Below are 19,274 nucleotides of genomic sequence, written 5' to 3'. Positions count from 1 at the left end.
AAGCTGGCTCGACCCGAAGGGCGAAAGCCACGGTCCGCGAAGCGGAAGCGCCGTCACGACAGTGTCCAAACAAGACCGAACCCCAACCCAAAGGCAGCAACAACCAAAGCCCCGACCTCAGCGATGGGGAGCCCATCGAAGGGAATGTGCGGCCAGTTCTTCAAGGGCTGCGTCATGCGGCGGGTGAAGGCGCGGATCATTGGGCTGCCTCCGGTTCAGCCGGGACGACGAACGAGCATTGGTCTGCCGCCACCGAAGCCACGGCGCGTACGCTGGCCATAATCTCCACGCCGCCGCGATGCGCCTTCCACTCTCCATTGACCTCGTTGCCCCAAGGGCGGGCGATCATCTGGGGCGCGATGGCAATCATCATGCGCTGGATGAAGTCCTCGCGCATTGCTGCACGTTTCTCCAACTGCCCGTTGTGGGTCGTGCGGCGCTGCCCAGCGGCGTACCCCTTCGAGTAGCCGCGCTTTTCGTCAGGCGTCATTTTGCTTCTCCTTCACCCACAGGACAGGAAGCCTCCCAAAGGCTGTCGATCTCGAACAGTTCGTAACCAGCGGCCCAAATCTCGCGGGCCTGCCACTCGCGCCCGCGATAGCCCGACGCGATGCGGGTCAACTCGGTGGCGCAGGCGTCGATGCGCGGGCGGTCCCAGTCGGCAATCGAGTGGTTGAGCGTCGCCTCGAACAGCATGTCGCTGGCCTGCTGGCTTTCCGCCGGGGTGAACCCGAACAGCTCGTCCAGATGGCCCATGACGACCTCTTGATGGCCGTGGGTGATCGGGCCTTTGCAGGCAGCGAGGCCGAACAGGGCGGCTGCGGCGAGGCCAAGCTCGTTGAGGCGGCGGCGCACGAGAAAGTCCTTCGTGATCCGGGGCCGCTCATTGATGCGGTAAGCCTCGCGGGTGGCATCGTCGATCTTGGTGGGCGCGTTCATTGGCCAAGCGCCTTGGTGATGGCGGCGCGGGCCTGACGAAGTTCGCCGTAGTAAAAATCGACGGGCACAATTGCGTTGTCAGGAACGTTCGGATTGTCAGAGCACAGGTTGTCCGGCATCATCCGTTGCAGCGCCGCCAGAAGTTCTGGCGCGGCTGCGGCGAGGACAGCATCCTCCCAGCGGTCAAAGTCGTAACCGCACGGCGCGCAGTTCATAATGATCCAGACCTTGCCGGTCTCGAAGCCGTTCTCGTCAACGGCGCGCTCTGCCGACCAAGGCCCCGGCGTATGCGAAGTGCCATGATTGTCGTGCTGTGCGGGGGAGGTCATGCCGACTGCTCCTCGATAGCAGCGTCGATCTCAGCGCAGAGCGCGTCATGGGTCGCGGCATGGACCTGCTGACCCGAGCAGACCCAGCAGCTTTCGCTGTCGCAATCGACGTCATAGTCCGGCGAGGTTGCCGACCAGTCCATCGAGCGCAGTGGGATCGGCGGGTTGTCGTAGTGGACGCTCCAGCCGCGATAGGTGCTGTCTGCGATGACGGCGGCGCGCTCGGCCATGTGGCGGGTGCTGCGCTCGGCGTCTGTTTCCTCGGTGGCCATCTCATCCTCCTCAGTCCGGGCGTTCCCGGGTGTCTGAGGAAGGTATACCGTTTCGGTATTATGCTGTCAAATGGAAAATACCGTTATGGTATCAGCGGCCATATCTGCCGCTTTCGCGCGCTCGCCGGACATTCTCGGCGATCATCATTTTTGTCTCGTCGGCCACCGCGCGAACGCTGGCATCGACGGCTTCGAGGTTTTGTATTTTGAGGAACGGGTACATCGAAGCCAGCACGGTCAGCCTGTTCAAAGCCATGTTAGCGACCTCCCAATGGGACTCGCGAAATGAAATGGCCTTGGTCTCATTCGCCAGCTTGAGATTGTCGTTTACTGCCGCGACCAGTTCAAAGGCATGTTCGATTAGCTGCTCGCGCTGCTGAGGCGTAAGCGGATCGACCACGCGGGGCTATTCTGGGCGAACCGAAGCGACGACAACGGCGGCGATGCGCGTCTCGACAATATCACCCGATGGGCCGTTGAGCTTGAATGGCGCATGGGCGGGGTTCCGCGACCGAGGGACTAGCCAAAGCTCACCCTCGCGCTCTACCAGTTCTTTCACGGTGGCCTCGCAAAGCCCCTGATCGTTGGTTCGCACGACCACGACGCGCTTGCCTGGTATCGCCTCGGCGCGGCCAAAAAGAGACACGCATTCGACGATGGTCCCGTCTGGATATATCTCGTCCATGCTGTCGCCGATTACGCGCAGGCCAAAGCGATGCTCAATGTTCGCGGTGACGTCGGGGCGCCCATAGAACGTCTCCCATTCGTCTTGCGGATCTTCGACGGCGGCGCGCCATACGCCAGCGGCGATGCGCCCCTTGACGAACAGACGCGGGCCGACAGGGGCGGCCATGTCGCGTTCCAGCAATTCGCCGGCTGTCACGCCCAGCGCGCTGGCGAGCGCGTGAAGCTGCGAAAAGTCCGGTTCCCGCTTGCCCTTTTCCCAGCGCTGCACCGTCGCCTGAGCGACGTCGATCCGCTCGGCGAGTTGCGCCTGAGTTAGCCCACGCTTCGCGCGCAGCTCGGCAAGCTTATCGAGATACCCCATTGGAATATCTTGCCCGTTCCCGAAAAGCAGCGGAATGGCCAGAATGGTATTGCCTTTACATACCGTTTCGGTATACTGGCAGGCCATGAGCACCTATGCAAACTCCCTAGCGGCATATCTGAGCGGTGAGGAGACCCACGCGGGGCTTGCCCGCCAGATCGGCAAAAAGCAGGTTTCGGTGACGCGGTACGCCAATGGCCAGCGCTTCCCCGACGCAGACACCGCGCGCATGATCGAGACCGCGACCAATGGCCGCGTCCCGTTCGCCGTTTGGCGCTCCGAGTTCGAGCAGCGCTCGGGGTTGGCCGCATGAGCAAGTGGACCTTCCGCGACGTGCTGGCTGGTCCGCACTATGTCGAGCGCGTCCCCGACGATGGGGAGCCGCTTTTCATCGCCGTCCCGCTCAAGTTCATCCCGATCAAACGGGTTCACGGTCGCCTGATGGCGGGCCGTGCCAAACAACGCACGCTCGGGCGCTAGCCGATGTCCGGGGGGAACCAACCACACACCGACAGGGAGCGCGTCCTCATCGCTTGCGAATATTCGGCGACCGTCCGCGATGCTTTCCGCGCGCGGGGCTTCGATGCCTGGTCCTGCGACCTCTTGCCGACCGAGGGCGATCCGGCGTTCCATATCGTCGGTGACGTGCTGCCTCTGCTCGGCATGGGGTGGGACCTGTTGATCGCGCACCCGCCCTGTACCGACCTCGCGGTCAGCGGCGCTCGGCATTTTGCTGCCAAGATAGCAGACGGACGCCAGGCCCGCGCGCTTGAGTTCGTCCAGCGCCTTCTGGATGCGCCCATTCCGCATATCGCCCTGGAAAACCCTGTCAGCGTCATCTCCAGCCACATCCGCAAGCCCGATCAGGTCATTCAACCCTGGCAGTACGGGCATGGCGAGACGAAGGCGACCTGCCTTTGGCTCAAGGGTCTTCCGAAGCTGGCACCGACCAACATTGTCGAGGGCCGCGAGGCGCGCATCCACAAGATGCCGCCTGGACCGAACCGCTGGAAAGAGCGCAGCCGCACGTTCCAGGGCATCGCCGGCGCCATGGCTTCCCAATGGGGCGATCACTTGCGCGCCTCTCGCTTTGGCCGCGCCGCATGAAGCTCGAACGGCCTTCCATACAGGATGACGGGCAGGGTCTCACCGATGGGCTTTGCATCCGCAGGCTCGCGGCCCGGTTCCTGTGTCTCTCTTTCCATGACCGACTGAATAGCCAACTCGGGAGCGAAAATAATGCCGCGTGATATTGATTTTTCCGCCCGCCAAAAGCGCGTGCAGCAGGACGTGTTCCGCATCGCCGAGGACCGGGGCATCACCCGCAAGGCGGTCCATCACGACACCGGCTTAAGCACTGACACGCTCGGCTCATGGGCGCGGGGCGAGGCCGTCATGTCCATCGCCGGGCTGTTCCAGTTGGTCGGCGTTATCCCCGACGATCTGCTCTCGATGCTGCTCCCCGAGGGGCGGCAAATCGTGCAGCTTCCCGACGATCTGGACCACGACGAAATCGCCGATCTGGCTGCGGATTACATAGCAGCAAAGCAGGCCGCGCACAAGGAAAACAGCCCCGCCGGCCCCCTGATTGCCCCCTGTGAAAAGAAGGTGCTCGACGCGAAAGTCGTCGCGCTGCGTGCGGCATGAGCGCCTCTACCGAGCAGCGCGAACATGCAGTCGAACGGGCTTCCCGCATCTTCGCTGTGATCCGTGACGCCGCCGAACGTGGCGAGCGATGCCCCTCGAATGCCATTCTCGCAGAGCGCTTCCGCTGCGGCACGACCGTCATCGTCAACGCGCTGCACTTTCTGGAATCGGTCGGAATGATCGAGGTGTCCCGCTCCGCCAGCACGCGCGTCGTAACGATCCGCGCCACCGGCAAGCAGACATGCGGCGGCATCGGCAAGCCCCACTGGACGCAAAGGATGGCAGCATGATCTACAACCTCATTGGTAGCGGCATATTGGACAATGTCAGCGTGGCGATTGGGCTTGGCGGCATGGTCATCGGCAGCCTTGGCATGTGGACCGTCTACCTTCGCCGCTTCGACGACGATCGCGCCACCATCGCTCGCCAGACTGACCTCATCGGTCAGCTCCAGTATAAGAGGGATAAGACCCTTGAATACTGCAAGCAGTTTCGGGTTCGTGGGGCTGTGGTGGCTGAGATGCTGCGGGGTGACCAGTGATGGGCAAGCGTTCGTCGTTCGAGCGCATCCCGCGCGACTTCTATCCCACTCCCCGAGAGGCCGTGCGGCCTTTGCTCCCGCACCTGCCGACAACGGCGTCCTTTGCGGAGCCTTGCGCTGGCGACGGCGCCCTTGTGCGCCATTTGGAGTCGTTCGGCCACCGCTGCGGCCACGCCTCAGACATTGAGCCTATGGCCGAAGGGATCGAGCGGCGCGATGCCCTGACGCATGATCGGCAATCGCTCGGTCTGTCGTGGCAGCTTATCATCACCAACCCGCCATGGGCGCGCACGGCCCTGCATCCGCTGATCCTGCACCTGTCTGCTCTGGGGCCGACGTGGCTCCTTTTCGACGCCGATTGGGTGCACACTCGCCAGTCCGCGCCGTTCCTTCCACTGCTCCGCAAGGTCGTGAGCGTCGGTCGGATCAAGTGGATTCCTAATAGCAAAATGACCGGAAAAGACAACTGCGCATGGTATCTTTTTGACGCCCGCGCATCCGGCTCGACGTTGTTTTTCGGGCGCGAGGAAAGGGCCGCAGCATGAACTGGCGCACCCTATTCCACCGCAAACCGGTGGTCGTCGAACACGTCCGCTACGTCAAGAAGGACGCCATATCCCCCCGTACCAAGGCTCACGCCATGGCTATGGATATGAAGCGGTACGACCTCGCTGCTAAGCTGGAGGGCGAACTGTGAAGCCGGGGGACAAGCCATGGTCCGATGCTGAGACCGACTATCTCGCGCAGGTCATTAGCGAGGGCTACACGCTCTCCGATGCGGCTCGCGGGCTGGAGCGCACCCGCGATAGCGTCAAGCGTCGCTGGCTGCACATCTGCCGGAAGCTGGGGGCGCAGGCCGTATGAGCTACACCCCACGCGATTTCGTGCCCCAAATGACCGCCATGCGTGCGCTAGGGCGATTGAAGGCCGGCACTCAAAACAAGACAGAGAAGCTTTACGAGGACCGGGTGTTGAAGCCCGCGCTGCTCTCGGGGGAGATCGCCTGGTATGTGTTCGAGGGCATCAAGCTGCGCCTCGCTGCCAACACCTTCTACACGCCGGACTATGCGGTCATGCGCCGCAACGGGGAGTTTGAGATCCACGAGGTCAAGGGTTTCTGGACCGATGACGCGCGGGTCAAAATCAAGGTCGCCGCCGCTCAATTTCCTTTCCAGTTCATAGCCGTTCAGCGCGCCAAGGGCGAGTGGAAAGAGGAGCGCTTCTGATGCACTGCTCGTCTTGCGGCAAGACCCTGTCGGACAAAAACGTCTCAGGCTTTTGCCGTCTGCACGTCAACGTTCTTGCGCGCAGGCCTGATGTGAAGGCCCGCGCAGCCGCTTCGTTGTCGGCCTATCTGCGCGCCAATCCCGATGTTGCGGTCCAGCGAGCCACTCGGGCTAGCCGAGCGCGCCTTGCATGGTGCCCGCCTGAATATCGCGACGAGTATCGCACCCTGACGCGCTCGAAGATGGTGCCCGCCGCCGTAGCGCGGGGGATGATCGACGGCCTCATGGCTGCTCATTTCCAGCGCTTCATGCGTACCGGCGCCTTGCAACAGGCCACGCACGAGTGAGCTACTCGGACCTCATCCGCAGTATGATCGCCGAAGGGGCCACGCCGCAGCTTATCCTGCTTGCGGTGGAAGCTGTGGAGGCGCGCGACCAAGCCGCCGCTGAGGGTAGGGCGAAGACTGCCGAACGCAAACGCCGCCAGCGCGCCAAGGACCGTGACGAGGACGTGACAGTCACGGGACAGTCACAGGACAGTCCCGACCCAACCCCCTTTCCCGCCCCCCCCAATGAAAATAATCTAACCCCCCCCACCCATACCCCCGTGAATAACACCCCGCGCGTGAAGGCCGATCCGTTTCCGTGTCCGGTTGGTGTCGATGAAACCGACTGGTCGGCCCTGAAAGCCAACCGGAAAGCCAAGAAAGCTGCGCTCACCGAGGGCGCCCACCGGCAAATCGTCCGCAAACTCGACCAGTGGGCGAGGGATGGCTGGCCACCCGGCCCGATTGTCGCCGCCGCTGCCGAGCGCGGCTGGACCACCGTTTTCGAGACCGACGAAATGAAAGCCCCACGAAATGGACAATCCCGACCACAGCCCCATGGAAGGCCAGCAAATCGCGGGCCAGACCCTATCGTGGATGCACTCGCCCGCGCCACCCGAGAGGCCGCAGACCTTGAGCGTGCATCCGCTGATCCGGCAGGCGGTTTTGGAACTGGCTACGCGCTACCGGCCCCATAACGCGGCGGAGAACGAGCCGTTTCAGGCCAAGGTGGCGCTGCTCACCAAGGACCTCGCCACCGTCAACCCGCACGCCCTGAAAGCCGCTGCCGACGAATGGGCGCAACGGGAACGCTGGTTGCCCAAGGCGAGCGAGCTGATCGCGCTGATGAAGGAATCGCGCGGTCCGAACGGCAAGGAGATCGACCTGGCTGCCCGATACAACGCCCGCATGGCGAGCGAGGGCAAGACCGGGATGCGGTGGGTCTACACCAAGTCGGGCGAGCTGAAATTGGAAAGCACCGCCGCGCTCGTCGATCACCATGCATGAACTGGACGCCCACCAAATGGCGCCGCCCCCGCACTGGCGAGACCCTGCTGAGGGTCAAGTTCCGCAACGGGCTGGTGAGCAAGGAGGCGCTTCCTGCCTCGAAATGGAACTGGGAGGATCGGGACTATGAGTTCGATATCGTCGAAGTGCGACGGGAATCTTGAGGCGGCAATCAATGCGGGGAGAGTGAAATGAGCATTCGAAAGGTCATTGGTTACGCGCTGCTGGCTCCGGCGGCCTGCGCCATTCTGGTCTATCTGGCGTTATTGGTGTTCCTCGCGGTTGCAGAGGGCGGGAAGTACGCGGCCTCTGTTCTTATCGTCGCGAGCGCCTTCGCTGGCTTTGCTCTGATCGGTCGCGCCGATGACTGACACCCTCATCCAAACAATCGCGCGGGCGCTTTGGATCGCCCAAGCCAAAGGGATCGACGACCCCGCCACGATCTGGGATGCGCCTGAAAGCACCGAGCATCCGCTCTACTGGACGCAACGGATGGACGACAATCGTCCGCTCTATTGCGCCGCCGCCCAAGCGGCCCTCACCGCCATCAATGAGGCGGGGTATTGCATCGTCCCCATGCTCGATGAAGACGCGACGCAGGCCCTTCTTGCCCGACAAGTCGTTGAAATTCAAGGCGCAATCACCACAGGGGAACGTAATGGGTAAGGGGCTGACCGTCACCGCTGATCCGATTGATAGGTACATCGAGCGCGTGGAGGATGTGCGCCCCGAGGTGGCAATCGAGCGCCTGTCCTCGCCCGCGATCATGCTCGCCGCGACGCTCGGCCATTGCAACGTCAAGCTTGGCTCGGGCCACCGGGTTATCGTCCAGGATGGTGCGGTCATCACGGTCTATGCAAAGTGGAGGGGGCATTGAAGCGAGGCCGTCCGCCTTTGACCCGCAATCGCGTCCTAACCTATTGGCACAAGCACGGCCCCTGCACGATGATGCAGATCGTCCGCGCGACGGGAGCCGACCGTCGCCATGTGCAGCGTATCATCCGTGCCGCAGAAAAAAGTGGGGCGATGATTTTTGCCGCATAGGCAGCGCGATTCATGGCGTCTAGTTGGCTACGCCAATGGCGGGCGACCTCACCAAAAAGCAGCAATGTTTCGTCGATGAATATCTTATCGACCTGAACGCCACTCAGGCGGCCATTCGTGCTGGCTATAGCGAAAAGACGGCTCGCCAGATCGGTGATGAGAACTTGTCAAAACCTGACATAGCCGCCGCGATCCAAAAGGCGATGGACGAACGGGCCGAGCGCGTTGAGATCACCGCAGATTACGTGTTGCAATCCATCGTCTCCACAATGGAGCGGTGCAAGCAGGTCGAGCCTGTCATTGATCGCAAGGGCGAGCATGTCCTTGTCGAGACGCCAGATGGTGGCGAGGCCAAGGCCTACGTGTTCAATGCTGCCGGTGTCCTCAAGGGCGCCGAACTGCTCGGCAAGCACCTCAAGCTGTTCACCGACAAGCTCGACGTGAACCTGCCCGCGTCGCCTATCGCGATCACCTTCCTGCGCAAAGGCGACAAGCCCGATGCAGGTTAGCTTGACCGGCCCTCAATTCGACTTCGTGGAAGCGCCAGAGCAATTCCCGGCGTTCGTCGGCGGCTTTGGCTCGGGCAAGACCCATGCCGGCATCTGGCGCGCGCTAAGCCGCAAGCTGGCGTACCCAAAGCAGAGCGTCGCCTATTACCTGCCGACCTATGACCTTGTGTCGCGCATGGCCTTCCCGCGCTTTGAGGAAACGCTGACCGAGGCGGGCTTGCCCTATCGGGTGAACAAGAACGAAGCCGTGATCGACGTGGAAAATCGCGGCTCGATCATCATGCGGACGATGGACAACCCGGCGCGCATCGTTGCCTATGAGGTTGCTGATAGCATCGCGGATGAGCTGGACACGCTGACCGTCGATAAGGCGCGCGAAGTCTGGAACAAGATCATCTCGCGCAATCGGCAGAAGAAGCCTGATGGTGCGCTCAACACCGTAGGCGTCGCCACGACACCCGAGGGTTTCCGCTTCGTCTATGAGCGCTGGAAGAAGGCGCCCGCCGCTGGCTATCGGCTTATCAAGGCCACGACGATGAGCAACTCGGCGAATCTGCCCGAGGGCTACATCGACAGCTTGCGCGCGTCATACCCATCGAACCTCCTGCAAGCCTATCTCGATGGCGAGTTCGTCAACCTGACCGCTGGTAGCGTCTACGCTGAGTATGACCGCGAGAAGAACGCCAGCACCGAGACGATCCAGTCGGGCGAGCCGCTGCACATCGGCATGGACTTCAACGTCGGTAATATGTCCGCTGTCGTGTTCGTGCTTCGTGATGGCGAGCCGCACGCGGTCGATGAGCTGACCGGCATCCTCGATACCCCCGCCATGATTGCCACGATCAAGTCGCGGTACGAGGGGCACGCGGTCCACGTATACCCCGATGCGACGGGCAACAGCCGCAAGTCGAACAACGCGAGCGAGAGCGACATATCCTTGCTGCGCGCTGCCCGCTTCAATGTGCTGGTCGCCACGTCGAACCCCGCCGTCAAGGATCGGGTGCTGTCGATGAACCAGATGATCCACAGCGAAGGCAACCGCCGGATGCGCGTCAACGATGACCGCTGCCCGAGCTTCGCCGAGACGCTTGAGAAGCAGGCCTACGACAAGAACGGCGAACCCGACAAGACGAGTGGCTTTGACCACCTCAACGACGCGGCGGGATACTTCATATTCTACCGTTATCCGGTGAGGGGCCGGACCATGCAGAAAATCCAGATCGGGGGCATATAATGACCGGCGTTTCCACCCTTCATCCCAAGTACGAAGCCTATGCCGCCCAATGGCAGCGGTGCCGCGATGTCGTCGCCGGTCAGGACAAGGTGCATAAGGCAGGTCCGCTCTACTTGCCCAAGCTCAAGGACCAGACGACCGAGGATTACAACGCCTACGTCAAGCGCGCTGGCTTCTACAATGCGACCTGGCGCACGATCAGCGGCTTGCTCGGGATGATGTTCCGCAAGCCCCCGACGATGGACATTCCCGCAGGTATCGAGGGCTACCTCGAAGATGTCACCATGTCGGGCATGTCGTTCGGCACCTTCACGCGCAATGTTGCTGACGAGGTGCTGGAGGTTGGCCGCGTCGGCGTGCTGGTCGATCATCCCAAGGTCGAGACCATCGCACCCCTGACAGTGGACGCTGCTGCCAAGCTGGGCCTGCGCCCGACGATGCAGATCTACACTGCCGAGAGCATCATCAATTGGAAGCATCGCCGCATCAACAACCGGCATGTTCTCAGCATGGTGGTGCTGAAAGAGTGTCGCATGGAGGCAGAGGACGAGTTCAAGGACAAGGAGGTGGTACAGTACCGCGTCCTCGATCTCGACGGGGCCGGATTATATCGCGTGCGCCTGTTCGAGCGTCAGGACGAGAAAGATGTCCAGATTGGCGGCGACGCCTATCCGCTTATGAACAATCAGAAGCTCGACTATATCCCATTCGCGATTGTCGGGGTCGATGGCCTCGACAGCGCACCGGACGAGCCGCCGCTGATTGACCTCGTCGACCTGAACCTGTCGCATTATCGCACCAACGCCGATTATGAGCATGGGGCGCACTTCACCGGCCTGCCGACCGCCGTTGTGTCTGGCTACCAGCCCGAAGACGATACAAAGAAGCTCTATATCGGCTCGCAGGCCGCATGGGTATTCCCTGACCCCAACGCCAAGGCTGAGTATCTGGAATTTACCGGGCAGGGTCTAGGCGCGCTCAAGGATATGCTGGACCGCAAGGAGCAGCAGATGGCCGTGCTTGGCGCCCGTATGCTGGCAGCCGAGAAGAAGCAGGCCGAGACTGCCACGACCGCTGCCATCCACCGGACGGGCGAGAACAGCATCCTTTCGAGCATTGCGATTGCCATTTCTGAGGCGATGACATGGGCGCTCGACGTGTTTTCACAGTGGGCTGGCCAGTCGGGCAAGATCGTGTTCGAGATCAACCGCGACTTCCTGCCCGCGATGATCGACGCGGCCACGCTTACCGCGCTCATGTCGGCATGGCAGGCGGGCGGCATCAGTGAGCCGGAGCTATTCGACTTGTTGCAGCGCGCCGACCTGATCGACAGCGAAAAGACGCTGGAGGAGCATCAGGGCGAGATTGACGAGGCTCCTCCGCCTGCGCCCGAACCGGTGAAGCCCGCTGTCAATGACGACGAAGCAGTGACGCAACTCGATGCTGCGATTGCTCGTCACGAGCGGCACATGAACGGCACGGAACCGACTTCCGATGCCTCTCAGATGAAGATGATGAACGAAATGAAAGCGGCGCGGGCGGCGCTAGGCGGCGGCAAGAGCAAGCCGCGTAAGTCTGGAATGACGATGTGAGCGCGTATCGTGCCTGCGAACGCGGCGTAGTGGGTTCCGAAATCGAGATCGTTATCAAATGAGCGAACTCGAACTCCAGGACGCGATCATTCGCCACAGCCTCGACCTAATGCGGTTGACGGCTGGCGAGCAGCGCGTCGCTGAGGCATTGCTCAAGGAATTGCAGGACGACCTCAAGCGGCTGCTCCTGTCGCGCACGCTGTCCGCATCGGCCAAGGCGAGCGTCGAAGCCCTGATTGCCGATGCTGACGCCGCGATCAAAGCACGCTATGCCGCGATTGCGAAGGGACTGGACACCCGCACCCTCGCAATCGTCATCGCGCAAAAGACGGTCGACGCGATTGGAGAATACTTCCCCGTCTCGATTGCGCTGCCGACCCCTGAGACGTTCGCCAGCCTTGTTGACGAGGTGCTGATTGAGGGCGCCCCCTCCGCTGCATGGTGGGACAAGCAGGCCAGCGACACATCGCTCAAGTTCGGCGCGCAGGTGCGACAGGGCGTCATCAGCGGCGAGACCAACGAGAAGATCGTCTCCCGCATCACGAACCGGACTGACGGCCTGTTGATCGGCGCCCGCCGCAATGTCCGCACGCTGGTGCACTCATCGGTACAGGCTGCGGCGAACAATGCCCGCCTTGCGACCTATCGGAACAACAGCCGGCTCATCAAAGGCGTGAGGCAACTGTCTACCCTCGACAGCCACACGTCGGACATTTGCATCGCCTATTCGGATGCAGAGTGGGACTTGGACGGCAACCCGCTCAAGGGCACGACGCTGCCGTTCAACGGTGGCCCGCCGCGCCATTTCGCGTGTCGATCGATCCTGACCCCGATCCCCAAGACGTTTAAGGATATCGGCCTCGACATAGACGAGCCTACCGACGTCGGGCAGCGCGCATCGTCGCTTGGCCCGGTTGCCGGGGACACCACCTTTGACGCCTTCCTCAAGCGCCAGCCTGCGAGCTTTGCCGACAAGGTACTCGGCAAGGGCAGGGCAGACCTTTGGCGCGCCGGGAAGATCAGCCTTCGTGATTTGGTCAGCGGGACAGGGCGCCCGTTGACACTCGACCAGCTACGCGCCCTCTGAGGAGAGTTACCATGCCTTTCGACCCCAACGACCCCGACACCAAGGCCGCACTCGCCGCCGCCGTCAAAACTGCCGTCACCGAAGCCACGACCGGACTTGACGCCAAGAACAAGGAGCTTCTCGACGAGGTGAAGGCTGCCAAGGCCGAGCTGCGCAAGCACAAGGACATCGACCCCGCCGACGTTGCCAAGCTCGAAGCCGAGGCCGAGCGCCTGTCGAAGGAGCTGGCGGACGCCAACAAAGCCGCCAAGGACGCGACCACGGCGGCGGAGAAGGCCACCAAGGCCCTCGAAGCGGAAACCGGCTTCACCGCCAAGCTGCTGGTGCAGGACGGCCTCAAGTCGGCCCTGCTCGCGAATGGCGTCAAGGACGAGGACTTCATCGACACGCTGTCGGCAAAGATGGCGTCGGCTGCGCAGGTGGTCACCGAGGGCGATGCCCGCGTGGCGAAGATCGGCGACAAGACCGTGGCCGATTATGTCAAGGAATGGGCGGCAACCGACGTCGGCAAGAAGTTCGTCGCGGCGCCGAACAACTCGGGCGGCGGGGCGGGCGGAGGCAAGGGCACCGATGCCAACGTCAAGACCATGACTCGCTCAGCCTTCAACACCCTCGATCCGAGTGGGCAGATGGAGTTTTCAAAGGCTGGCGGTCGCCTAACCGAGGACGCCTAAAGCACGGCGGGGCGGCTTTAACGGGTCGCCCCGCAATCTGCTGTTGACACTTTCGCAAAAGTGTGAAAGAGGCAGAGCATTGGACGGGTTGCGCCTGTCCCCGATCTCCGGTTGCGCCGGACCCGCGACACCCTGCTGCGCAGGCTGCGGTTCCCCCATTCAGCACCGGAGCATCCTCCAATGGCTAATACCATTACCAATCTCATTCCTGACCTGTACAACGCGCTCGACGTCGTGTCGCGCGAACTCGTCGGCCTCATTCCTGCCGTTTCGTCGGACATGACCTTTGAGCGCGCTGCGGTCGGTCAGACTGTCCGTTCGCCCGTCGCGCCCGCCGCGACCGCTGGCGATATCACCCCCGGCGTCACTCCGCCCGACGATGGTGACCAGACCATCGGCAATGTCAGCATGACGATCACCAAGGCTCGCCGCGTTCCGGTGCGCTGGAACGGAGAGCAGTCGCTCGGCCTCGGCAACAACGGCCCCGGTCGTTCGCGCATCATGGTCGATCAGTTTGCGCAGGCCATGCGTACGCTGTGCAACGAGGTCGAGGTAGACCTCGCCGCGCAGCATGTCTACGCCTCGCGCGCCTATGGTACCGCTGGCACCACGCCGTTCGGCACCGCTGGCGACTTTTCGGACGCTGCCTACGTCTCGAAAATCCTCAAGGACAACGGCGCGCCGCTCGGCCCGCAGGTTGCCTCGCTGATCCTCGACACGTCGGCGGGCGCCAAGATGATCGGCCTCCAGTCGCGCTACGATATCGCTGGCGACACGACCATGCAGCAGCAGGGCATCTTCCTGAACAAAGCCGGTCTCGACATTCGCGAGTCGGCTGCCATCGTGACGAGCACGGCGGGCACGGGTGCTTCGGCTACCACCAACAACGCCGGTTACGCTGTTGGCGCCACGGTCATCACCCTGGCGTCGGCGGGCACCGGCACGATTGTTGCTGGCGACGTCATCACCTTTGCGGGCGATACGAACAAGTATCTGGTCGTGAGCGGTGACACCGACGTTTCGAACGGCGGCACGATCACGATTGCGGCGCCTGGTCTGCGCGTTGCCATGTCGGCTGCGACCAAGAACATCACCGTTGTGGCAGCTGCGGCTCGCAACATGGCGTTCACCCGCAACGCGATTGCTTTGGCGACCCGCGCGCCCGCGCTGCCGGAAGAGGGCGATCTGGCGGTTGACCGTCAGGTCATCACTGACCCGCGCTCAGGCCTGTCGTTCGAAGTCTCGCAGTACATGCAGTACCGTCAGGTGCAGTATGAGGTCGCGCTGGCTTGGGGTGTCAAGACCGTCAAGCCGGAACACCTCGCGCTGCTGCTCGGCTAATAGAGGGGCGGGGGCTTCGGTCCCCGCCTCCACACTAGGGAGGCGAGCATGGATTATTGCGCGACAGTCAAGGTTAAGCCGTGGGGCGAGGGGCAGGGCGATTTCGTCGAGGTCAACGCCGACGAGTTCGACCCCGATGTTCACGATCTGATCGGCTCGCCTGAAAAGGCCGTGCCCGCGAAGCCTGCGGCAAAGGCTAAGGCCGCAAAATGACGCTCATTACCGAAAATGGCACCGGACTCGCGAACGCGGAAAGCTACACCTCCGTAGCTGCTGCGGACGCGCGCCATGCTGCTTTCGGCAATACTGCCTGGGCCACTTTCGACACATCCGCAAAGGAAGTCGCGCTCAGGCAGTCCACATCCTACATGGTGCAGGCCTACCGCGAACGGTGGGCAGGTTGCCGTGTCAACTCGACGCAGGCCCTAGACTGGCCTCGCTACGGTGTCGTCGTGGACGGCTATTCTGTGGCATCTGACAGCGTTCCTACCGATATTGCTAACGCCTGTGCAGACCTCGCGCTGAAAGCCTCCACGGCGACGCTCGCCCCCGATATCGAACGGGCGGTGGTCCGCGAGAAGGTCGGGCCGCTTGAGACCGAGTACAGCCCTCATTCGTCGCAGGTGACGCGCTATCGTGCGATCGACAACGCACTCGCTCCCTATCTGACAGGGGGCGGGGCCATGGCTCGTCTGGTGCGCGCATGACGGTTGCTCAACGCGCTCGCGCCGCCTCCATGATCGGGGACAAGGGCCAGACCGTCACCATCACGGCATCGTTGCCGGGGACCTATAACCCCGCGACTGGCACCTCTACGCCCACGACAGCCAACATCACCACGACGGCAGCCCTGTTGCCGCTGTCGAAGTCGCGCATGTTCGGGAACACGAACCTTATCGCGGGCGACGAGACGCTGCTCATCTCGGCATTGGACAATAGCGGCGCCCCGCTCACCGAGCCGAAGGTCGGCAGCGTCGTGACCCTTGCCAATGGCGGCAAGCGCAAGATCATCGCGATTGACACGCTCAGCCCTGCTGGCCTCGATATCATGTTCGACGCGGTGGTCAGGAAGAACCCATGACCTTCGCGCTGGACCTCCAGAAGTTCGCTGAAAAGACGAAGGACAAGGCCAACGATGCGGTCGGGTCGATTGTCGTCCGCATCGCGCAGGAACTCGACAAGCGCTCGCCTGTCGGGGACGCAACCTATTGGAAGAACCCGCCGCCCAAGGGCTACATCGGCGGGCGCTTTCGCGGCAACTGGCAGCTTGGGGTGGGCACGATCCCCGCTGGCGAGACGGGCCGCATCGACACTGGCGGTGGTGCAACTGTCTCCGCGATCATCGCTGGCGTTCCTGAGGACGCGGCGGGAAAGATCTACTTTTTGGCGAATAACGTCCCGTACGCGAACCGGCTGGAGAACGGCTGGTCGCGTCAGGCGCCGCAGGGTGTCGTGGGCCTTACTGCCGTCATGTTTCAGCAGATCGTCGATGAAGCGGTGGAGGCATTGCCATGAGCCTTGTCGCCGTCCGCGCTGCGCTGGAGACCGCTCTGGCTGCAATCTCGCCCGCGCTCGCTACGCAATATGAGAACGTGCCCTATTCGCCAGTTGAGGGCACGCCCTATCAGCGCGTCTATCTCATGGCTGCCGAGCCGGACAATCCCGAGGTTGGCCGGCTGACGACCGAGCGCGGCTATCTGCAAGTCACCCTTGCATACCCACTCAACGATGGTCCCGGCGCAGCCGATGCACGCGCCGAACTTATCCGTTCGACCTTCTATCGGGGGCGCACGTTCACGGCGTCGGGTGTCTCCACCATCATCGACAAAACGCCGGACATCCGCCCCGCCCGCATCGAGGATGATCGATACACAGTCGATGTCCGCATCCGCTTTTTCGCGAATTACTAAGGAGTAAGCAGTCATGGCCGTTGCACAAGGCATCCGCAAGCAGACCATCTTCAAGGCGCAGGCCGCGCTCGGCACCCCCCAGTCGGGTTCGGGTGGCCAGGTCATCCGCCGCAACAGCAGCGTCTTTGAACTGGCGCGCGACACGTTCGAAAGCGACGAGATCGTTGCCCACGAACAGCACACCGGCGTTGCCTATGGCATGGTCAAGACGACCGGCAAGATCGGCGGGCTTCTGTCGCCGGGGACCTACTCGTCGTTCCTCGGCAACCTGCTGCGCGCCGACTTCGCCGCCGTCTCGGCTCTGACGGGCCTGTCCCTGACCATCGCGGGCAGCGGCCCCTACACCATCACGCGCGGCTCGGGCGACTTCCTCGCAGGCGGCATCAAGGCGGGTGACGTCATCCGCATCACGGCGGGCACCTACACGGGCACGGCGCGCGACATCAATATCCTGTTGTCGAGCGTCACCGCTACCGTCCTGACCGGCGTTGCCCTCAATGGCTCGGCTCTGACCGCGCAGGGACCGATTGCCACCTCGACCATCACTGTGGTCGGCAAGAAGTCCAAGCCGCCCCTGACGGGCCACACCAACGTCTATTACACCATCGAAGAATGGTATTCGGACATCACCAAGTCGGAACTGTTCACCGACTGCAAGGTGGCCAAGTGCGACGTCGGCCTCCCGGCGACCGGCAACGCGACCGTCTCGTTCGACTTCCTCGGGCTGGGCCGCACGCGCGGGACTTCGCAGGTGCTTACGACCCCGACCGCTGAAACGACCACTTCGGTCCTGACTGCGGTGAACGGCGCGGTCTATGTCAACGGCTCGGCTGTCGGCAACATCACCGGGGCGCAGATCAGCATCGATGGCAGCATGAAGCATGGCGAGGCCGTCATCGGCTCGAACTATGCCATCGACATCGACCGGGGCAAAATCAAGGTGTCGGGCCAGTTTACCGGCCTGTTCGACAGCACGACCTTGCAGGCGTTCTACGACACCGAAACGCCTGTCAGTCTTGTGCTGGTCATTACCGATGACGAGACCGCCGACGCTGATTTCGTGAGCTTCACGATGGGCCGCATCAAGATCACTGGCGACGCACCCGACGACGGCGAAAAGCAGGTGGTCCGCACCTATCCGTTCACCGCCGAACTCAACTCGGCTGGCGGCGCTGCCCTCGCTTGGGACCAGACCATCATCACCTGCCAAGACTCGGCAGCGTAACGACCTACGGCGGTGGGGCCGAATAGCTTATCAGGTTCCGGCGGTGCCCTCTCCCGCCGCCGGGACAACCGGAGAGAGAATATCATGACTAAGACCACCTTTGACCTCGCGTCGCTCGATACGCGCGCCGCCGCCGACAAGGGCTATGAGCTTGAGCTTACGCACCCTGTCACCAATGAGGCGCTGGGCGTGTTCATCACCGTCCTTGGCCGCGATAGCACGGTGATGACGGAACACACCCGCCGGGGCGTCAATGAGCGCCTCCGCCGCAACGCCATGCGCGAGTTGAAAAACAAGAGCGCGGAAATCCCGACCATCGAAAAGATCGAGGAGGAGGGGATTGCGATCCTCGCCCTTTGCACGACGGGATGGCGGGGCGTCGTCTATCAGGGCGCAGAACTGCCTTTCTCGCAAGAGAATGCGAAGAAGCTCTACGGCGACCAGCGGTGGATTCGCAGCCAGGTCGATGAGGCGATCTCAGACCTGGGAAATTTTATCGCGAGCTAGAGGAGGGTTTCGAGGCGTTCGCCGCTAGCCAGTTCGAATTGTCGGCCCCGCAAGAGGTTGACGGCAGGCCGCTACGGGAACACCTCGAAAGCATCGCCCGCCAGTCGGGCGTTACCCCCGATCAGCTCGCGGACGCACCCGATCTACCCGATGGCTGCCAAGCGCTGTGGCTCGACTTTCTGGCGTTGCATGAGCGCCGGGGGATGACGGGCTTTGGTCCGGCAAAGATCACGTTCGGTGACGTGGACGCCTACCAGCGCGTTGAGGGCATGGCCTTCGAGCGCTGGGAGCGGCGGTGCATATTCAAGGCCGACGCGGCGTTCTTCGCTTCGCTCCCAAAGCCGAAGGACAGTTGATTGCGCTGCGAGAATGTGCAAACCAGCGTCATGCGCTATCGCCTATTGCCAGCCGTGGCACTCGCTCTGCTCCCGACTACCGCTTTCGCGGCTGATCAGTTTGACCTGATTTGCACGGCCCCCAAGGAGGCGCAGAGGTTTCGGATCGACCTTGCGCGTGGTGAATGGTGCTTTAAAAAATGCGAACTCGTTCAAAAGTTGGCCGGTGTTACTTCGGGGATGATATCCCTACATGACCATGTGGCAGAGTATCGCGGTGACTCGACGTACTATAATAGAATCAACCGACTGACCGGCGAATGGGAGTGGTATAACCATGACCCGAAGGACACGGCCTTGGGGTTGCTCCCAATGGACGTCCGTGGGCGCTGCGAGGTTGCACCTTTCAGCGGGATGCCCACGCCGAAGTTCTAATTGACATTGCCGCCTATCTGTGAAAGAGCCTAAGACCTAAGCGGG

General features: G+C 62.4%; 37 protein-coding genes and 1 pseudogene. 31 read left to right on the top strand and 7 right to left on the bottom strand.

What is annotated here, in order from left to right; all coding sequences use genetic code 11:
• Nucleotides 1-53: 53 nt before the first annotated feature.
• The 7 genes from AC3WS4_RS15400 to AC3WS4_RS15370 form a co-directional block, all read right to left on the bottom strand.
• Nucleotides 54-200, bottom strand: coding sequence for a hypothetical protein (locus AC3WS4_RS15400; protein ID WP_492739388.1), 147 nt, complete (start codon nucleotides 198-200; stop codon nucleotides 54-56).
• On the bottom strand, nucleotides 197-490 hold the full coding sequence (locus AC3WS4_RS15395; RefSeq protein ID WP_492739389.1) for a hypothetical protein: 294 nt from the start codon (nucleotides 488-490) through the stop codon (nucleotides 197-199). Before AC3WS4_RS15395 ends, AC3WS4_RS15400 begins: the two co-directional genes overlap by 4 nt.
• Nucleotides 487-939 carry a hypothetical protein gene (locus AC3WS4_RS15390; RefSeq protein WP_492739390.1) on the bottom strand — a complete coding sequence of 151 codons (453 nt, stop codon included), beginning with the start codon at nucleotides 937-939 and terminating at the stop codon, nucleotides 487-489. The genes AC3WS4_RS15395 and AC3WS4_RS15390 overlap by 4 nt, the downstream gene beginning before the upstream one ends.
• A complete protein-coding gene (locus tag AC3WS4_RS15385; protein WP_492739392.1) occupies nucleotides 936-1,268 on the bottom strand; it encodes an XkdD/Y8K6 family phage-associated protein in 333 nt (110 codons plus the stop codon). Before AC3WS4_RS15385 ends, AC3WS4_RS15390 begins: the two co-directional genes overlap by 4 nt.
• On the bottom strand, nucleotides 1,265-1,540 hold the full coding sequence (locus AC3WS4_RS15380; protein WP_492739394.1) for a hypothetical protein: 276 nt from the start codon (nucleotides 1,538-1,540) through the stop codon (nucleotides 1,265-1,267). The genes AC3WS4_RS15385 and AC3WS4_RS15380 overlap by 4 nt, the downstream gene beginning before the upstream one ends.
• 91 nt (nucleotides 1,541-1,631) lie before the next feature.
• Complete coding sequence (locus AC3WS4_RS15375; protein ID WP_492739395.1) at nucleotides 1,632-1,940, bottom strand: hypothetical protein; 309 nt, start codon at nucleotides 1,938-1,940, stop codon at nucleotides 1,632-1,634.
• A gap of 6 nt (nucleotides 1,941-1,946) precedes the next feature.
• Complete coding sequence (locus AC3WS4_RS15370) at nucleotides 1,947-2,675, bottom strand: LexA family protein (RefSeq protein ID WP_492739773.1); 729 nt, start codon at nucleotides 2,673-2,675, stop codon at nucleotides 1,947-1,949.
• Here AC3WS4_RS15370 and AC3WS4_RS15365 point away from each other — a divergent pair.
• The 31 genes and pseudogenes from AC3WS4_RS15365 (at nucleotide 2,674) to AC3WS4_RS15215 (ending at nucleotide 18,815) form a co-directional block, all read left to right on the top strand.
• The gene (locus AC3WS4_RS15365) at nucleotides 2,674-2,901 is read left to right on the top strand and encodes a helix-turn-helix domain-containing protein (protein WP_492739397.1); all 228 of its coding nucleotides are present in this window, start codon (nucleotides 2,674-2,676) and stop codon (nucleotides 2,899-2,901) included. The genes AC3WS4_RS15370 and AC3WS4_RS15365 overlap by 2 nt on opposite strands.
• Complete coding sequence (locus tag AC3WS4_RS15360) at nucleotides 2,898-3,068, top strand: hypothetical protein (protein WP_492739398.1); 171 nt, start codon at nucleotides 2,898-2,900, stop codon at nucleotides 3,066-3,068. Before AC3WS4_RS15365 ends, AC3WS4_RS15360 begins: the two co-directional genes overlap by 4 nt.
• 3 nt (nucleotides 3,069-3,071) lie before the next feature.
• A complete protein-coding gene (locus AC3WS4_RS15355; RefSeq protein ID WP_492739400.1) occupies nucleotides 3,072-3,695 on the top strand; it encodes a hypothetical protein in 624 nt (207 codons plus the stop codon).
• Nucleotides 3,696-3,827: 132 nt separating this feature from the next.
• A complete protein-coding gene (locus tag AC3WS4_RS15350; protein ID WP_492739402.1) occupies nucleotides 3,828-4,235 on the top strand; it encodes a hypothetical protein in 408 nt (135 codons plus the stop codon).
• The gene (locus AC3WS4_RS15345; protein ID WP_492739405.1) at nucleotides 4,232-4,525 is read left to right on the top strand and encodes a hypothetical protein; all 294 of its coding nucleotides are present in this window, start codon (nucleotides 4,232-4,234) and stop codon (nucleotides 4,523-4,525) included. The genes AC3WS4_RS15350 and AC3WS4_RS15345 overlap by 4 nt, the downstream gene beginning before the upstream one ends.
• A complete protein-coding gene (locus AC3WS4_RS15340; protein WP_492739408.1) occupies nucleotides 4,522-4,776 on the top strand; it encodes a hypothetical protein in 255 nt (84 codons plus the stop codon). The genes AC3WS4_RS15345 and AC3WS4_RS15340 overlap by 4 nt, the downstream gene beginning before the upstream one ends.
• Complete coding sequence (locus AC3WS4_RS15335) at nucleotides 4,776-5,321, top strand: hypothetical protein (protein ID WP_492739411.1); 546 nt, start codon at nucleotides 4,776-4,778, stop codon at nucleotides 5,319-5,321. Before AC3WS4_RS15340 ends, AC3WS4_RS15335 begins: the two co-directional genes overlap by 1 nt.
• Complete coding sequence (locus AC3WS4_RS15330) at nucleotides 5,318-5,473, top strand: hypothetical protein (protein ID WP_492739412.1); 156 nt, start codon at nucleotides 5,318-5,320, stop codon at nucleotides 5,471-5,473. Before AC3WS4_RS15335 ends, AC3WS4_RS15330 begins: the two co-directional genes overlap by 4 nt.
• Nucleotides 5,470-5,640 carry a hypothetical protein gene (locus AC3WS4_RS15325; protein ID WP_492742868.1) on the top strand — a complete coding sequence of 57 codons (171 nt, stop codon included), beginning with the start codon at nucleotides 5,470-5,472 and terminating at the stop codon, nucleotides 5,638-5,640. The genes AC3WS4_RS15330 and AC3WS4_RS15325 overlap by 4 nt, the downstream gene beginning before the upstream one ends.
• Nucleotides 5,637-6,002 (top strand): hypothetical protein, encoded by a 366-nt coding sequence (locus AC3WS4_RS15320; RefSeq protein WP_492739413.1) that lies wholly within the window; start codon nucleotides 5,637-5,639, stop codon nucleotides 6,000-6,002. Before AC3WS4_RS15325 ends, AC3WS4_RS15320 begins: the two co-directional genes overlap by 4 nt.
• Entirely contained in the window at nucleotides 6,002-6,349 is a 348-nt protein-coding gene (locus AC3WS4_RS15315) for a hypothetical protein (RefSeq protein ID WP_492739414.1), read from the top strand. Before AC3WS4_RS15320 ends, AC3WS4_RS15315 begins: the two co-directional genes overlap by 1 nt.
• Nucleotides 6,350-6,372: 23 nt before the next feature.
• Nucleotides 6,373-6,816: pseudogene (locus AC3WS4_RS15310) on the top strand (hypothetical protein); the annotation flags it as partial.
• 46 nt (nucleotides 6,817-6,862) lie between these two features.
• Nucleotides 6,863-7,336, top strand: coding sequence for a hypothetical protein (locus AC3WS4_RS15305; protein ID WP_492739797.1), 474 nt, complete (start codon nucleotides 6,863-6,865; stop codon nucleotides 7,334-7,336).
• The gene (locus AC3WS4_RS15300) at nucleotides 7,333-7,500 is read left to right on the top strand and encodes a hypothetical protein (RefSeq protein ID WP_492739415.1); all 168 of its coding nucleotides are present in this window, start codon (nucleotides 7,333-7,335) and stop codon (nucleotides 7,498-7,500) included. The genes AC3WS4_RS15305 and AC3WS4_RS15300 overlap by 4 nt, the downstream gene beginning before the upstream one ends.
• A gap of 27 nt (nucleotides 7,501-7,527) precedes the next feature.
• Nucleotides 7,528-7,707: a hypothetical protein gene (locus tag AC3WS4_RS15295; protein WP_492739416.1), complete on the top strand. Its 180-nt coding sequence runs from the start codon at nucleotides 7,528-7,530 to the stop codon at nucleotides 7,705-7,707.
• Nucleotides 7,700-8,002 carry a hypothetical protein gene (locus AC3WS4_RS15290; RefSeq protein WP_492739417.1) on the top strand — a complete coding sequence of 101 codons (303 nt, stop codon included), beginning with the start codon at nucleotides 7,700-7,702 and terminating at the stop codon, nucleotides 8,000-8,002. Before AC3WS4_RS15295 ends, AC3WS4_RS15290 begins: the two co-directional genes overlap by 8 nt.
• Nucleotides 7,995-8,213, top strand: a complete 219-nt coding sequence (locus tag AC3WS4_RS15285) for a hypothetical protein (protein ID WP_492739418.1) — start codon at nucleotides 7,995-7,997, stop codon at nucleotides 8,211-8,213. Before AC3WS4_RS15290 ends, AC3WS4_RS15285 begins: the two co-directional genes overlap by 8 nt.
• A gap of 202 nt (nucleotides 8,214-8,415) precedes the next feature.
• On the top strand, nucleotides 8,416-8,889 hold the full coding sequence (locus tag AC3WS4_RS15280; RefSeq protein WP_492739419.1) for a terminase small subunit: 474 nt from the start codon (nucleotides 8,416-8,418) through the stop codon (nucleotides 8,887-8,889).
• Nucleotides 8,879-10,123 carry a phage terminase large subunit family protein gene (locus tag AC3WS4_RS15275; RefSeq protein ID WP_492742866.1) on the top strand — a complete coding sequence of 415 codons (1,245 nt, stop codon included), beginning with the start codon at nucleotides 8,879-8,881 and terminating at the stop codon, nucleotides 10,121-10,123. The genes AC3WS4_RS15280 and AC3WS4_RS15275 overlap by 11 nt, the downstream gene beginning before the upstream one ends.
• A complete protein-coding gene (locus tag AC3WS4_RS15270; RefSeq protein WP_492739421.1) occupies nucleotides 10,123-11,715 on the top strand; it encodes a DUF4055 domain-containing protein in 1,593 nt (530 codons plus the stop codon). Before AC3WS4_RS15275 ends, AC3WS4_RS15270 begins: the two co-directional genes overlap by 1 nt.
• A gap of 58 nt (nucleotides 11,716-11,773) precedes the next feature.
• On the top strand, nucleotides 11,774-12,802 hold the full coding sequence (locus AC3WS4_RS15265) for a hypothetical protein (protein WP_492739422.1): 1,029 nt from the start codon (nucleotides 11,774-11,776) through the stop codon (nucleotides 12,800-12,802).
• A gap of 11 nt (nucleotides 12,803-12,813) precedes the next feature.
• Complete coding sequence (locus AC3WS4_RS15260) at nucleotides 12,814-13,476, top strand: hypothetical protein (protein WP_492739423.1); 663 nt, start codon at nucleotides 12,814-12,816, stop codon at nucleotides 13,474-13,476.
• Between the two features lie 180 nt (nucleotides 13,477-13,656).
• Nucleotides 13,657-14,817 (top strand): major capsid protein, encoded by a 1,161-nt coding sequence (locus tag AC3WS4_RS15255; RefSeq protein WP_492739424.1) that lies wholly within the window; start codon nucleotides 13,657-13,659, stop codon nucleotides 14,815-14,817.
• Between the two features lie 48 nt (nucleotides 14,818-14,865).
• Entirely contained in the window at nucleotides 14,866-15,030 is a 165-nt protein-coding gene (locus AC3WS4_RS15250) for a hypothetical protein (RefSeq protein WP_492739425.1), read from the top strand.
• Nucleotides 15,027-15,524 (top strand): DnaT-like ssDNA-binding protein, encoded by a 498-nt coding sequence (locus AC3WS4_RS15245; protein ID WP_492739426.1) that lies wholly within the window; start codon nucleotides 15,027-15,029, stop codon nucleotides 15,522-15,524. The genes AC3WS4_RS15250 and AC3WS4_RS15245 overlap by 4 nt, the downstream gene beginning before the upstream one ends.
• A 29-nt stretch (nucleotides 15,525-15,553) precedes the next feature.
• Nucleotides 15,554-15,898: a hypothetical protein gene (locus AC3WS4_RS15240; protein ID WP_492742864.1), complete on the top strand. Its 345-nt coding sequence runs from the start codon at nucleotides 15,554-15,556 to the stop codon at nucleotides 15,896-15,898.
• Nucleotides 15,895-16,332, top strand: a complete 438-nt coding sequence (locus AC3WS4_RS15235) for a hypothetical protein (RefSeq protein WP_492739428.1) — start codon at nucleotides 15,895-15,897, stop codon at nucleotides 16,330-16,332. Before AC3WS4_RS15240 ends, AC3WS4_RS15235 begins: the two co-directional genes overlap by 4 nt.
• Nucleotides 16,329-16,727, top strand: a complete 399-nt coding sequence (locus AC3WS4_RS15230) for a phage tail terminator-like protein (RefSeq protein ID WP_492739429.1) — start codon at nucleotides 16,329-16,331, stop codon at nucleotides 16,725-16,727. The genes AC3WS4_RS15235 and AC3WS4_RS15230 overlap by 4 nt, the downstream gene beginning before the upstream one ends.
• A gap of 13 nt (nucleotides 16,728-16,740) precedes the next feature.
• Entirely contained in the window at nucleotides 16,741-17,952 is a 1,212-nt protein-coding gene (locus AC3WS4_RS15225; RefSeq protein ID WP_492739430.1) for a phage tail tube protein, read from the top strand.
• 84 nt (nucleotides 17,953-18,036) lie between these two features.
• The gene (locus AC3WS4_RS15220) at nucleotides 18,037-18,459 is read left to right on the top strand and encodes a hypothetical protein (protein WP_492739431.1); all 423 of its coding nucleotides are present in this window, start codon (nucleotides 18,037-18,039) and stop codon (nucleotides 18,457-18,459) included.
• 38 nt (nucleotides 18,460-18,497) lie between these two features.
• Nucleotides 18,498-18,815: a phage tail assembly chaperone gene (locus AC3WS4_RS15215; protein ID WP_492739432.1), complete on the top strand. Its 318-nt coding sequence runs from the start codon at nucleotides 18,498-18,500 to the stop codon at nucleotides 18,813-18,815.
• The last annotated feature ends 459 nt before the right edge of the window (nucleotides 18,816-19,274 follow it).

This window comes from Sphingopyxis sp. EU05-FHT14B03, from assembly GCF_058790875.1.
The sequence above is the reverse complement of the archived record's forward strand: the minus strand, read 5'-3'. Positions and strand labels throughout refer to the sequence as shown.